Here is a 12222-nt window from a genome sequence, read left to right as displayed (position 1 = left end):
TTGCTGCTAGGCCGCCCGCATACAGCCATAGGGCCATGATCACGGGACATGACGGGTTATCGCAGATAGTGAGCCCTTATCTGCGATAGCGCGCTTCCGGCCGCTGGCAGAGGCGCGGCCGACCTCGGGCGCCGCCCGGCACACTCGCGCGCCGGAGCGGGCGACTCGGGGTGCTTATCTGCGACAGCGGTTCGGAGGGGTGCGATGGGGACGGTCCGCCGGCTGAGTCCGCGACCGGAGACGCCGGAGCTCGGCGCGGCCATCGAGGCGTTCCTGGCCACTATCGCCAACCGCAACACCGCCAAGGCGTACGCGATCGCCCTGCGCGCCCTGGCCGCCGAGCACGGCGCTGACGCGCCGCTGACGGACCTGGAGGGCGAGGCCGGCGCCGACCGCTTCGCCGCCTGGTTCACCGCCCGCTGGGGGACGGCGGCCGCGGCCACCTTCAACGCCCGCCGCGACGCGCTCGGCTCCGCGCGCGACTGGTGGCACGACCAGGACTGGCTGACCGGCGACCCACTGCGCCGCATCCGCCGCGCCCGCACCCCGGACCGCACCAGGGCCCTCGACCGCGCCCAGATCGAAGCCGTGCTGACCCGGCAGAACCTGGCCCTGCGCGAGCGCACCCTGTTCCGGATGCTGTATGAGACGGCCGCCCGCGTCGAGGAGGTCCTGGCCCTCGACGTCACCGACCTCGACCTGCGCAACCGCCGCGCCCGGGTGCGGCGCAAGGGCGGCGCCGTCGACGTCATCGTCTGGCTGATTATGTTCGCGACAACGGACCGCGTTTGCTCGCCAGTTTCGACCGCGATCTTGGGCCTGGAGTCGGGTCCGTTGTTCGTGAGAGCTGACCGCACTCACCGGCCCGAGGTCATTCGCACCGAGGAGGGGCGGGGCGGCGGCGCAGTGTCGGCGGCCATCCGGATCTGGCCGCCGGCGGCAAGGAAGAAGGCGCTATGACCATCACAGAGTGTGACCAGATTCGCTAGCCGACGCGCTGCCACACTGCCCCGATCGCCGAATCCGGCGTCGGTTGAGGCGCAGACCCCTGATGTTGGTCCCGAGCGCGGATCGGCAGTTATGGGCGGCGGGCGGCGCTGACGATCAGCTTTGGGTAGTGCGGGTATACCGCCGGACGGGGATCTCAGTCGATCGGCTCGCGATGCACCCACTCGACGAGATCGTCGGACGCGAGCGCCCGCACGCGCGCGGCGTACCGGGCGAGGTCGGCGTCGTCGAGGAGGTCGCGCCACTGGCCGCTCGTGCCGCGGCTGAAGAACGCGGCGGGATCGATCCAGTGCTCCGGACCGCCGGCGGGGACGGTCGTGTCGGCCCTGCTGCGCATCGACTCGAACGTCGCCGCCTGGACCAGGCGGGGCCATCGGTGCTCGTCGACGTCGATGCCGAGGCGCGCGGCCATCTGCCGCATCTGCCCCTCCAGGTCGGCCTTTAGGTCGTCGTAGTGCAAGTACATGACGTCGAGATCGTCGGCGGCGTCCCGGAACGTCTGCAGGTGCTCTACAGTGCGCCGCAGCGACGACCCGACCTGCGTCGATGGCGTCTCGTCGTCGACCCACTGCCAGAAGCGGTCCCGCTCGCCGTCGGGGCGCGGCCGCGGTGGCCGCAATGGTCCGAGCTCGATACCGTCGATCGCGGCCGCCCGTTTGCGTTGGCGGAGGAACGCGCCGATGTCGGTGTTGTCGATATGGTGGTCGATCGACAGCCCCACGTCGCGCGGGTCCCGCCCGACGCAGACGTACGTGACCGTCGGATCGTTGGGTATCCCGTCGAGCGGCGTGTGGGTCTTGATGAACCGGCGGTGCGTCTGGGCTTCCAGGTCCGCGAACACGTCTGTGCGGGCGCGAGTCACCATGTCGATCCACGGCGAGAGCGTGTCCAACGGGAGCGGGAGCTCCGGTTCCTGCAGTATGAGCAGGGCGCAGATCATCTGCGTCCACGTCGTCCCGCATTTTGGCGGGGTGCTGATGATGATGTCGCCGGGGCGGAGCTCGAAGCCGTCCCAGCGGTTGCTGTCGTACATACTCGTCTCGTAGCGGCGCACGGCCGTCATCCTTGCAGCGGATCCGATCCCGTGAGGCCCAGATGATTCACCGCACGACATCCTGCCGAGGGCTCAGGACTGAGGTTCCGAAGGGCGTCGCGCAACAGTACATAGCGCAGCACCCGCCCATAATGTCCGATCTCGAACACTCCGCGAGGGCATCATGAAGGCCAGAGGATGAGCGCCGAACGGCGGCTACGCGCGCGTCTACCTTGGACGCCAATCACGCTAGGTAATCGCGTTGCCGCCACCGGGCAGCTCGGTATGGGTGCGTCTGGGCACGTACCAGTTCGCGACCGACGGCACCGTCACGGCGCGCACGTACCTGTGGTGGCAGACCACGCCCGCCGCCCGCGAGGGCACAGGCACCACACCCGACCTCGATAGCTGCTCGACCGTCAGCGGCGCGGTCGGCCACTCCCGCGCCCGCCACTGCGAGGTACTGACGGCGGGCGGGTTCATGGACTCCCCGCCCGAATCGCGCACCGGGACCTTCAGCGTCGCCGACGACGTCCTGAACATCACGTGGAACATCGCCCAGACCTGGTCCGAACAGTGGTACCTGCGACCCAACAGCGACGGCACGCTGGAAAGCAAGTACAACACCCTCGCCACCCACGCCTACGGCTACGGCAGCAACGCGGCGCTGTCCACGCGCCGGGCGATGAGCACCGTGCAAGCCTTCCCCGGGACGCTCAAGCAGGATCTCGCGTCCTGGACGAAGGAGAACGTGACCACCTCGACCGGGCAGGTGTTCAACAACACGGCCTATCGCACGTGCACGACGACGACCTGGTGCCTGACGTACGCCCAGCCGTCGTCGGCGACCGCGTGCCAGGCGAGCGGCGGCTGCCCCAACTACGGCGGCGGCACGGCCACCAATGACAGCTCGATCCAGTACTACCTGGTCAAGGTCTCCAGCAACGACCGGCGCGACACGCTCTGGCACTGGTGCACGTGCCTGGCCAGGGAGCGCGGCGAGTTCTGCTACACCGGCAACTCCCACGTCAAGCCGCTGCTACAGATCGTCGACGACGACGGCGGCTTCCACGGCTGGGTGGGCGCCGAGGCGTCCTTCTACCCTTCGGGCAGCGATCCGCGCTACTCCGACATGCTGGGCGTCTTCCGCCTCACCGACACCCGGTAGCGGCGAGAGACACCGAGCGGCCCTGCGGCTACGCCCCGTCACGCAGCGCTCGGATCGCGGCGAGCACCTCGGCCCGGTTACCGGCCGCCTTCATCCACTCGGGCAACCGCTCCAGCAACGTCTGCGACCCCGCAGGCCTGGGCCGCTCCCGCTGAAACGCAGCCACGTACTCCTCCAGCAGCTCCAAATGCGGCACGTTGTACGCCCACAACACCCGCCCGCAACAAGCCCGCCGCAACCACAACGGCAGCCCGAAGTACGGGTCATCCGGCCCGCCGAACATCGGCACCACGAGCGTGCCACGACCGCTGAAGTACGCATCCCCAGCACCACTACTCCACCGCCGCGGCACCCACTCGGCGACGTGCCCACAGCCAAGACAGGTCAGCCGATGCGGCGCCGTCAACCAGCCCACCGCGTACGCGTGCCCATCACGATGATCAGGATGCACGGCCACCAACGCACGCCCGTCACACCCCGGACACCGAACCAGAATCTCCTTGGCGAAATGCCACAGACGGACACCGGGATCCCGAAACCGACCCGCACCGGCTCCCTCGACTTCCACAGCACACATCCTGCCCCGCTGCTTGATCGCTAGGGTGATCGCCCTCCTGCGAAATGCCATGGACCGACCAGAAAGTACCGAACATGGCCATCGAGGAACACCTGCTCACAACGACCGCGCGTCTACTCGAGCAGTGGCTGCCGTCCGACTCGCGAACCGGTGTCCCCGCATGGCGCGTGCAGATCATCGGCGGCAGTGCGCCCCGCGTGTTCGACGAGGACTGAGAATCGCCGCCGCCGGTCGACGCAAATTCCTTACGGTCGCGGCCCTGCCCAGGGCTGGCAGCGGCCTGTAGCGAAGGCGAACGCCGCGGCCGCGAAGCCCATCGCGGTCAGCCCCCAGGCCAGCCCGTCGAGCGCGGCGTTCGGTACGACGGCGGCGAACACAACGTGCAAGGGCTGGGAGACGATCAACGCCATCCCGGCCCAGGCGGGAACAATTCCGCCTCGCCACAGCGCGGCCCCGAGCAGCACCACGCCGAGGATGTGGCCGAGAACGAACACCATGGTGGCCGCTGAGACGGCGGGCAGAGCTTGCACGTCGTCGAGGAGCCGGGCGGTCGAACCGAGGTCGAGACCATCGCGGACCGCTGACAGCGCGACGTGGTCGCTGACCCCAACGGCGTACAGCGAGGAGAAGCCGGCGACGGACAGCACCATCCCGGCCGTCCCCAGCCGGGGGGCGCGCCGGACCGCGAGCAGGCCGATCGCGATCGTCCCCGGCACCAGCGTCAGGGTGGCGGCGAAGGCGAGCCACAGCACCACGCTCTGGGCGTCCTGGTGGGCGGCGACCTTGCCGACGAGCCCGGCTGAGTCGTCGGTCGTAGAGTACGGCAGGATGGCCCGCAAGATCGCGACGGCCAGCGGGCCGACCGGGATGAGCAGCGCGAGCGCGGCACGCAGCGGCGGGACGGCCTCGCGCGTGGTCGTGGGCATGGCGGTGGTCATGCAAGAGCCTCCGAGATCGTAGGGGTGGAGGACAGATGCCAGAAGCGTCCGCCTTCGCCGTTCCCAGGCGCATGGGCCAGGGCCGCCGAGAGGCCCGGAGGATTTCCCGGCCGTACCAGGAGCACACACCCACGACAGACAGGCCTGTGCACCTCATCATGTGCTCATGACACCGGGTGATTCCGCCGCCTCGCCGGCGCAGGCACGGTGGCCGGCCGTACTGGCCGCCGGGCTCTTCGGCATCGCCGTTGCCGAGGTCGCCGTCGCCGTGATCGGCAGTGCGGTGGCCGGGATGACCTGGATCGAGGCGTGGGACCACTTCGTCGTGACCAACGCGGCGATGGGCCTGTCGTTTCCGATCGGCGGTGTCCTGGTGGCCTGGCACCGGCCTCGCAACCCGGTCGGCTGGCTGTTGCTGGCCGCCGGGATCGGGCATGCGACGACGGCCGCGATCGTCCCTTTGGCCGAGGCCGGTGTGCGCGACGGCTGGCCCGGCGGGCTGATTCGCACGCTCGTCACCGTCGCGGCGTGGGCGTGGCCGTGGTCGATCGGGTTGTGCCTGCCGCTGATCCTGCAGCTCTTCCCCGATGGCCGTCCCGTCTTTCGGCGGCTGATGTGGGCCACCGTGGTGACCTCACCGCTGTTCGTACTGGAGATGGGTACCAGCCCGGATCCCGTCGTCGCCGGAATTCCCGGTTACCTGATCATCCACGCTGACCTTGACCCGCTGTGGACGGTGGTAGAGGTGCGCGGCCTGGCCGCCATAGCGGTAGGCCTGGTGGCGCTGGTGGTGCGCTACCGGCGCGGAGACGAGCGGCGGCGCCGTCAGCTGCTGTGGCTGATGCAGGCGGTACTGCTCGTCCTGATCGTGCTGGTGCCGTGGGGGGTTCTGCAGAACGCGCCGGTCTACGTCCTGCTCGCGATCCCGCTCATTCCCGCCGCGATGACCGTGGCGATCCTGCGCCACCAGCTGCTCGACATCCGGCTGGTGCTCTCGAGAACGGTGCTGTACGCGCTGCTCACGGCCGTCGTCGTCGCCTCGTACGTCGGCCTGGTGGCTCTGCTCGACAGCGTGATGCGGCGTGAGGCCGGGCTGGGCAGCTCGGCGGCGGTCACCGTGCTGATCGCCGTGGGGTTCAACCCGGTGCGCGTACGCCTCCAGCGCATCGTGGACCGGATCGTGTACGGGGACCGCGCCGATCCCGTACGGGCGGTGTCACGGGTCGGGGCGCGGCTGGACACCGGTCTTCCCGGAGTGCTGGAGGCCGTACGGGAGGCGCTGCGCCTGCCGTTCGCCGCCCTCCGCACCGATGACACCGAGGTGGCGGCCTGCGGCGCACCGCCTGAACTGCTGCACACGATCCCGCTCACCTACGGCGGGGTACGGGTGGGTGAGGTGGTCATCGGCCTGCGTGCCGGTGAGAAACGCCTCGGCGGCCCGGACCGGGCGGTCCTGGAACTGCTGGCGGCGCCGCTGTCGGTGGCGGTGCACGCGGTCGCCCTCTCCGAGCAGCTGCAGCGTTCCCGCGAGGCCCTGGTGGTGGCCCGCGAGGAGGAACGGCGGCGCCTGCGCCGCGATCTGCACGACGGCCTGGGCCCGGTGCTGACCGGCGTGACGTTCAAGGCCGACGCCGCGAGCAACCTCCTGGCCACCGACCCCGGCCGCGCCCAGGCGCTCCTGACCGAACTTCGCGCCGAAACCGCTCAGGCCATTGACGACATCCGGCGGCTCGTCTACGACCTCCGGCCGCCGGCCCTGGACGACCTCGGCCTGGCCGGCGCGATCCGGCAACGCGCCGCCCAGCTCGAACGCCCCGGCTTGACGGTAGGCGTCGAGGCCACCGGCCTTCCCGCCCTGCCCGCGGCTGTGGAGGCGGCGGCGTACCGGATCGCGGTGGAGGCCCTCACCAACGCGGTCCGGCACTCCAGCGCCGGCCGAGTACGTATACGGATCCACGCTGACGGACAGCCGGCCGCCCATCACCTGCACGTTGAGGTGGCCGACGACGGAGGTGGATCCGGCGCGTGGCGGCCGGGAGTCGGCATGCGATCGATGCGCGAGCGCGCCGCCGAACTGGGCGGCACCTGCAGCGCGGGCCCCGAGCCCACCGGCGGCCGGGTGACGGCCACGCTACCCTTGGCGGCGACATGATCAGAATTGTGCTGGCCGACGACCACCCAGTGGTGCGCAGCGGCCTGCGCGCGCTACTGGACTCCATCAGCGGCCTGACCGTCGTGGCGGAGGCGGCCGACGGCCACGCCGCCGTACGCGAGGCGGTGACGCACAAGCCCGACGTCCTGGTCATGGACATCCAGATGCCACGTCTGGACGGCATCGAGGCCACCCGCCAGATCGCCCGCGCGGCGCCCGAGGTCGCGGTGCTCATGCTCACCATGTACGAGGACGACGACTCGGTGTTCTCCGCGATGCGTGCCGGTGCCCGCGGCTATCTGCTCAAGGGCGCCCAGCAGGACGAGATCGCCCGCGCCATCCACGCCGTCGCCGCCGGCCAGGCCATCTTCGGCCCCGGCGTGGCCCGCCGGGTACTGGGCTTCTTCGCCGCCCCGCCGGCCGTCCAGGACCCCTTTCCGGAGCTCACCGGCCGCGAGCGGGAGATCCTCGATCTCATCGCCGCCGGCCGTCCCAATGGCCAGATCGCCCGCCACCTGGTCATCGCTCCGAAAACGGTCGCCAACCACATCTCCAGCATCTTCACCAAGCTCCAGGTGGCCGACCGCGCCGAAGCCATCATCCGCGCCCGCGACGCCGGCCTCGGCCGCCCCTGACGGACGTCTTCTCCCGAACGTGCTTTTCAGCTTCATATGAAGGGCGCGCAGCGCATACCAGTGTCGTTGGTCAACACTCTGGAACCAGCCTGTGGGTTGAGCAGATACCGCCTGCTATAGCCAGCGGCAGGGCCGATCCTTGCTCCCCCGACTTGGACGAGAGCGCGCCTACGCCCCGTCACGCAGCGCTCGGATCGCGGCGAGCACCTCGGCCCGGTTACCAGCCGCCTTCATTCACACGGGCACCCGCTCCAGCAACGTCTGCGACCCCGCCGGCCTGGGCCGCTCCCGCTGCGCCGCCGCCACATACTCCTCCAGCAGCTCCAAATGCGGCACGTTGTACGCCCACAACACCCGCCCCGGCACCCATTCGGCGACATGACCACGCCCGAGACAGGTCAGCCGATGTGGCGCCGTCAACCAGCCCATCGCGTACGCGTGGCCATCGCGATGATCAGGATGTACAGCCACCAACGCACGCTCATCACACCGCGGACACCGAACCAGAATCTCCCTGGCGAAATGCCACAGACGGACACCGGGATCGCGAAACCGACCCGCACCGGCTCGCTCGACTTTCACAGCACACATCCTGCCCCGCCCGGCAAATCCGCGCCTTTCGTCGGCCCCAGCCTCCTGCGTCCGCCCATCGCCAGACCGAAGAGTGCTCTTTATCAGGGCCGACCATCCCGGGACCGCACCCTCCAGACCCCGGCCCTCGCACCCGACTCGCGCACCGGCCTCTCCGCATGGCGCGTGCAGGTCATCGGCGGCAGTGCGCAGCCCCGCGTGGTCGACGACGGAGTCGACTTCTAGGCCCTTCCAATATACCGACTATCGGTATATAAAGATCCTGTGTCCAAGTTACGCCCTTTGCAGGAGCCTTCGTTCCTCATACTCACCGCGCTGGCCACCGAGCCCCAGCACGGCTACGGCATCATCAGCGATGTGGAGCGCATCTCCGAGAGTGAGGTCCGGTTGCGGGCCGGCACTCTGTACGCCGCCCTGGACCGGCTCCAGTCCGAAGGCCTGATCGCGGAGGACCGGGAGGAGATCGTCGGCGGGCGGTTGCGGCGCTACTACCGGCTCACCGACGAGGGCAGCGCCCGTCTGGCCGCCGAGGTCGAACGGCTGCGGCGCAACGCCAGGACCGCCGCCGCCCGGCTGCACACGCGCCCCGCCGGAGGTGTCGCGTGAGCGACCTCGAACGGCGTTACCGCAGCCTTCTCCGCTGGTACCCGCGCGAGCACCGCGAGCGGCACGAGGAGGAGATGCTCAGTGTGCTGATGGAGTCGGCGCGGCCAGGGCAGAGTCGTCCGGAGCCGCGTGACACCCTCGACCTCGTCAAGGGGGCCGCCGCGATCCGCGCGCGCTGGGCGTTCGGGCCGGAGTCCATGGCGCAGTGGCGGGATGCGATGCGTGTCGTCGCGGTGGTCGGTCCCATAGTGTTGCTCATCTACCAGATGCAGTTGCGCATCAGCGGTGAGCTGCTTCTGATAGGCATCCTGACCGTCTTCCTGGCCTGGACCAATCGCCGCTGGCCTGCTGCGGCGGTCGCGTGGATCTGGGCACTCCTGTTCAGCGCGGGCATGGCCGCCGCGGCGATGTTGTCGGCCACAGGCTTCTCCTTGGATATGGGGGTGGCACTCGGCGGCATCGTTGGCTCTTTCGCGCTTGTGGCGGCGGTGCTGACGGGGGTGGCGCAGCCGCGTCAAGGGCTGTCGCTGGTGGGGCGCGGGCGGATCCTAGCGTGGTCCGGGGCGGCTCTGACGGTGGTCGTCGGGACGTGGCAGCTGGAGGCTGCCCTGCGGGAGGTCGGAGTGCCGCCCGAACTGCTCCTGCTCGGGCTGTGTGCGGTGGTCTGCGGAGTGGCCGCACAGTCTCCGGTAGGGCGTAGGAGCGTGGTGATGCTCTCGCCGGTCATGCTGGCGATGTTCCCCCAGCTCATGATGGTTGGGTTGTGGGGGGTCGCGCTGTTGGGGCTGGGGTCGGCCGGGTTTCTGGTCGCCGCCTTCCGTTCTAGGACGCCGGCGTTAAGCGGGTCATCGACGGATGAGTGATGCTGGAACGGCAGCCAAGACCTTCCGCGGCCGCCAGCGCATGCCGAGTCCCCCATGCGCAAGGTGATTGTTTTCCTGATCGCGCTCGTCGTCCTCCTCATCATCGACCGAGTCGCCGTAGCGAACGTCGAGCGCGACCTTGCGAACAGAATCGCCGCCGCTCCCGGCCTTTCCGGCACACCGGCTGTGTCAATCGAGGGCATCCCGTTTCTCACGCAGGCCGTGTCGGGGCGCTATCCAGAGGTGCGGTTCGATCTCGGCACTTTCAGCTACGGCGGCGTGCCGGTCAGGAACCTGCGGGGCGCCGCGTACGACGTAACGGCGTCCCTCGCTGATGTCCTGCAGAACCAAGCCCATGTCCAGGCAGGTCGCGTGAGCATCAGCGGCACCCTCACCAGGGCGACGATCGACGAATACGCGCCGAGTGGCGTGAAGATCGGCGGCAACGGGGGACGGCTCACGGCCTCGGGGGAGATAACGATCGGGGCGGACAAGGTGAAGTTCAACGCCGAGATGCGCGTCGAGGTCGCCGACGGGAGGATCAGGCTCCAGGCCGACAAGATCCAGGGCGTGCCCGTGCCTGACCAGATCGCACAGCTGATCTCCTACCCGATCCCGTTCAAGGGGGATCTGCCCTTCGACGTGAAGCTAACCAGGGTCAAAAGTGTGCCGGAAGGACTGGAGTTTTCCGCCGAGGCGTTTGACGTGCCGATTCGTGGATGAGATGACACCATTTCGCCCTGTCGTCCGTGAAGAGGGCGGGCACAGCAGGTGACCGTGCTGGGTGCCGACCTTGTCAGTGCGGGTGACCGCACCACCTAGAGCCGCCGCTACGCCGACGCCGAGTTCCTCATCGGCTGACGACGGGAACCTTCGGTCCTCTAGGACGTTCTACGAGGCAGGCGACCCAAGGAGATCCACGTTGGAAGATCTGTTCCCGTACTTCCCGCTGCTGTTCGTGGCGTTTGGGGCATTGATCATTCTAAGGTCGATCAAGGGAATCATCGACGGCAAGCAGTTCGTCCGGCAGGCGCAGCGGGTGCCAGGCGTGGTCAGCGACGTCCGGACCACGTTCGTGGGTCGGGGGGAGCATTTGAGGGCGATGCAGCGGCCAGTTCTGACCTTCACGACCGTGGAGGGGCGGGAAATCACCACCGAGGCAGTGACCACCTCCGACCTTGGCATCGGCAACGAGACCGAGGTGCTCTACGACCCGCAGGACCCGACCAGCGCCATGCCCGCGGACGACGTCGGCGGCGGCGGCTACAGCGGAATCGTCATCGGGCTTATCGCGGTCGTCATCGGCCTGGCCTTCTTCTCTGCTTTCTCTCGTTTCTCTGGCTTCTGAGAGGGCGACCGAAAGGCCCGGTGCTAGTGGCTCGTCTCGCATCGTTGACCGAGTAATCGACGTGCCGCCCGGCGGCCAGCAGACTGTCTCCAGTGATCGATCTTGGAGGTGGTCGTGGGGCGTCGACCGAGTGTGTTCGGCCGGCCGGTCAGCATGGAGGAGGGCCGCAGGCTGCAGCGGGTCAGCCGGACGTCGAAGGATCCGGTGCGGCTGCGGCGGGCGATCGTGGTGCTGATGTCCGCCCAGGGCCAGACGGCCAAGGACATCACCTCGCTGATGCAGGTCAGCGAGGACTACGTCCGCGACGTGATCCACGCGTTCAACGAGCGGGGGTTCGACGCCCTGGACCCAAAATGGAGCGGGGGACGCCCGAAGGGGATCAGTGAGCGGGTGCGTGAGCACATCCGTCTGATCGCCCGGACGTCCCCCGCCGACTGGGGCATCACCGGCTTCGCCACCTGGAGCCTGGCCAAGCTCGCCGACCACCTGACCGAACGGCTCGTGGTCCCCCGCATCAGCCGTGAAACGCTCCGGCGGATCCTGCGCGAGGGCAAGGTCTCCTGGCAGACCACGACCACCTGGAAAGCCTCCACCGACCCGGACTTCATCGCCAAGATGAACCGGATCCTGGCCTTATACGACACCCCGCCCACCGACTGCCGGGTGATGTCCGTCGATGAGTTCGGCCCGCTGAACCTCCAGCCGCGCAAAGGCAAGGCCTGGCGCCCGGCCGGCAGGCCCCGCCGCCTGCGGGCGACCTACAACCGTTACGGCGGGGTGATGCACATGCTCGCCGCCCTCGACCTGGCCACCGGCAAGATCTACTACCGGATCCGCAAGCGCAAACGGTGGCGCGAGTTCCTCGGCCTGCTCAAGGCCCTGCGAGAGCGCTGGCCTGGGGAGAAGCTCTACATCGTGCTCGACAACTTCTCCCCGCACCGGCACGCCGAGGTACGCGCCTGGGCCGCCGACAATGACGTCGAGCTGGTCTTCCTGCCGACCTACGGATCCTGGCTGAACTGGATCGAATCCGAGTTCGCAGCCCTGCGCTACTTCGCGCTGAACGGCACCGATCATCGCACCCACGACGAGCAGAACGCCGCCATCGCCGCCTACATCCGCTGGCGGAACAGCCGGGCCGAGCCGAAGACCCGCTTCGCGCCCGAGTCATCGATCCGTCAGTGGACCGAATACCCGGCCAAGGCTGCCTGACAAGCCACGAGCTCAGCCGATTGCCCCACGGCGGCAACGTGCACCTTGCCACGGCGAAGGGGCCGATAGTCTCAGGGAATCTTGGTTCGGA

15 protein-coding genes are annotated in these 12222 nt (G+C 68.8%); 11 read left to right on the top strand and 4 right to left on the bottom strand.

The annotated features are described in order from the left end of the window. The first annotated feature begins 204 nt into the window (after window positions 1–204). Window positions 205–960, top strand: a complete 756-nt coding sequence (locus AB0C30_RS14140) for a tyrosine-type recombinase/integrase (protein WP_357943200.1) — start codon at window positions 205–207, stop codon at window positions 958–960. A gap of 184 nt (window positions 961–1144) precedes the next feature. On the opposite strand, the gene AB0C30_RS14135 is transcribed toward AB0C30_RS14140, so the two are convergent. After that, window positions 1145–2062, bottom strand: a complete 918-nt coding sequence (locus AB0C30_RS14135) for a sulfotransferase domain-containing protein (protein ID WP_357943198.1) — start codon at window positions 2060–2062, stop codon at window positions 1145–1147. Window positions 2063–2330: 268 nt separating this feature from the next. Between AB0C30_RS14135 and AB0C30_RS14130 the strand changes: the two genes are divergently transcribed. Then, entirely contained in the window at window positions 2331–3209 is an 879-nt protein-coding gene (locus tag AB0C30_RS14130; protein WP_357943196.1) for a hypothetical protein, read from the top strand. A gap of 28 nt (window positions 3210–3237) precedes the next feature. Here the strand turns inward: AB0C30_RS14130 and AB0C30_RS14125 are convergent, their stop codons facing one another. Next, window positions 3238–3660, bottom strand: coding sequence for a hypothetical protein (locus AB0C30_RS14125; RefSeq protein ID WP_357943194.1), 423 nt, complete (start codon window positions 3658–3660; stop codon window positions 3238–3240). A 200-nt stretch (window positions 3661–3860) separates the two neighbouring features. On the opposite strand from AB0C30_RS14125, the gene AB0C30_RS14120 reads away from it, so the two are divergent. Further along, complete coding sequence (locus AB0C30_RS14120) at window positions 3861–4001, top strand: hypothetical protein (protein ID WP_357943192.1); 141 nt, start codon at window positions 3861–3863, stop codon at window positions 3999–4001. 30 nt (window positions 4002–4031) lie between these two features. Here AB0C30_RS14120 and AB0C30_RS14115 read toward each other — a convergent pair whose 3' ends face one another. Then, window positions 4032–4724 carry a hypothetical protein gene (locus AB0C30_RS14115; protein ID WP_357943190.1) on the bottom strand — a complete coding sequence of 231 codons (693 nt, stop codon included), beginning with the start codon at window positions 4722–4724 and terminating at the stop codon, window positions 4032–4034. Between the two features lie 166 nt (window positions 4725–4890). On the opposite strand from AB0C30_RS14115, the gene AB0C30_RS14110 reads away from it, so the two are divergent. Then, on the top strand, window positions 4891–6876 hold the full coding sequence (locus AB0C30_RS14110; protein WP_357943188.1) for a histidine kinase: 1986 nt from the start codon (window positions 4891–4893) through the stop codon (window positions 6874–6876). Then, the gene (locus AB0C30_RS14105; protein WP_357943186.1) at window positions 6873–7511 is read left to right on the top strand and encodes a response regulator transcription factor; all 639 of its coding nucleotides are present in this window, start codon (window positions 6873–6875) and stop codon (window positions 7509–7511) included. The genes AB0C30_RS14110 and AB0C30_RS14105 overlap by 4 nt, the downstream gene beginning before the upstream one ends. Before the next feature lie 234 nt (window positions 7512–7745). On the opposite strand, the gene AB0C30_RS14100 is transcribed toward AB0C30_RS14105, so the two are convergent. Further along, entirely contained in the window at window positions 7746–7940 is a 195-nt protein-coding gene (locus AB0C30_RS14100) for a hypothetical protein (RefSeq protein WP_357943184.1), read from the bottom strand. A gap of 9 nt (window positions 7941–7949) precedes the next feature. On the opposite strand from AB0C30_RS14100, the gene AB0C30_RS14095 reads away from it, so the two are divergent. From AB0C30_RS14095 to AB0C30_RS14070, 6 genes are all read left to right on the top strand, one after another. Beyond that, the gene (locus AB0C30_RS14095) at window positions 7950–8327 is read left to right on the top strand and encodes a hypothetical protein (RefSeq protein WP_357943182.1); all 378 of its coding nucleotides are present in this window, start codon (window positions 7950–7952) and stop codon (window positions 8325–8327) included. Between the two features lie 39 nt (window positions 8328–8366). After that, window positions 8367–8708 (top strand): helix-turn-helix transcriptional regulator, encoded by a 342-nt coding sequence (locus AB0C30_RS14090; protein ID WP_357943180.1) that lies wholly within the window; start codon window positions 8367–8369, stop codon window positions 8706–8708. Continuing rightward, a complete protein-coding gene (locus tag AB0C30_RS14085) occupies window positions 8705–9571 on the top strand; it encodes a hypothetical protein (protein ID WP_357943178.1) in 867 nt (288 codons plus the stop codon). The genes AB0C30_RS14090 and AB0C30_RS14085 overlap by 4 nt, the downstream gene beginning before the upstream one ends. A gap of 54 nt (window positions 9572–9625) precedes the next feature. After that, complete coding sequence (locus AB0C30_RS14080) at window positions 9626–10294, top strand: DUF2993 domain-containing protein (protein ID WP_357943176.1); 669 nt, start codon at window positions 9626–9628, stop codon at window positions 10292–10294. A 199-nt stretch (window positions 10295–10493) separates the two neighbouring features. Then, window positions 10494–10919, top strand: coding sequence for a DUF3592 domain-containing protein (locus AB0C30_RS14075; RefSeq protein WP_357943174.1), 426 nt, complete (start codon window positions 10494–10496; stop codon window positions 10917–10919). 114 nt (window positions 10920–11033) lie between these two features. Further along, a complete protein-coding gene (locus tag AB0C30_RS14070; RefSeq protein ID WP_357943172.1) occupies window positions 11034–12131 on the top strand; it encodes an IS630 family transposase in 1098 nt (365 codons plus the stop codon). Window positions 12132–12222 lie beyond the last annotated feature (91 nt).

Source organism: Nonomuraea sp. NPDC048901, from assembly GCF_040649695.1.
Lineage (GTDB): Bacteria > Actinomycetota > Actinomycetes > Streptosporangiales > Streptosporangiaceae > Nonomuraea.
This window is presented reverse-complemented; position numbering and strand designations above follow the sequence as displayed.

Excerpts from the sequence above, each read along its gene's own strand:
- AB0C30_RS14080 (WP_357943176.1), top strand. The coding sequence starts at position 9,626 with ATGCGCAAGGTGATTGTTTTCCTGATCGCGCTCGTCGTCCTCCTCATC.
- AB0C30_RS14115 (WP_357943190.1), bottom strand. The coding sequence starts at position 4,724 with ATGACCACCGCCATGCCCACGACCACGCGCGAGGCCGTCCCGCCGCTG.
- AB0C30_RS14120 (WP_357943192.1), top strand. The coding sequence starts at position 3,861 with ATGGCCATCGAGGAACACCTGCTCACAACGACCGCGCGTCTACTCGAG.
- AB0C30_RS14140 (WP_357943200.1), top strand. The coding sequence starts at position 205 with ATGGGGACGGTCCGCCGGCTGAGTCCGCGACCGGAGACGCCGGAGCTC.
- AB0C30_RS14105 (WP_357943186.1), top strand. The coding sequence starts at position 6,873 with ATGATCAGAATTGTGCTGGCCGACGACCACCCAGTGGTGCGCAGCGGC.
- AB0C30_RS14100 (WP_357943184.1), bottom strand. The coding sequence starts at position 7,940 with ATGGGCTGGTTGACGGCGCCACATCGGCTGACCTGTCTCGGGCGTGGT.
- AB0C30_RS14110 (WP_357943188.1), top strand. The coding sequence starts at position 4,891 with ATGACACCGGGTGATTCCGCCGCCTCGCCGGCGCAGGCACGGTGGCCG.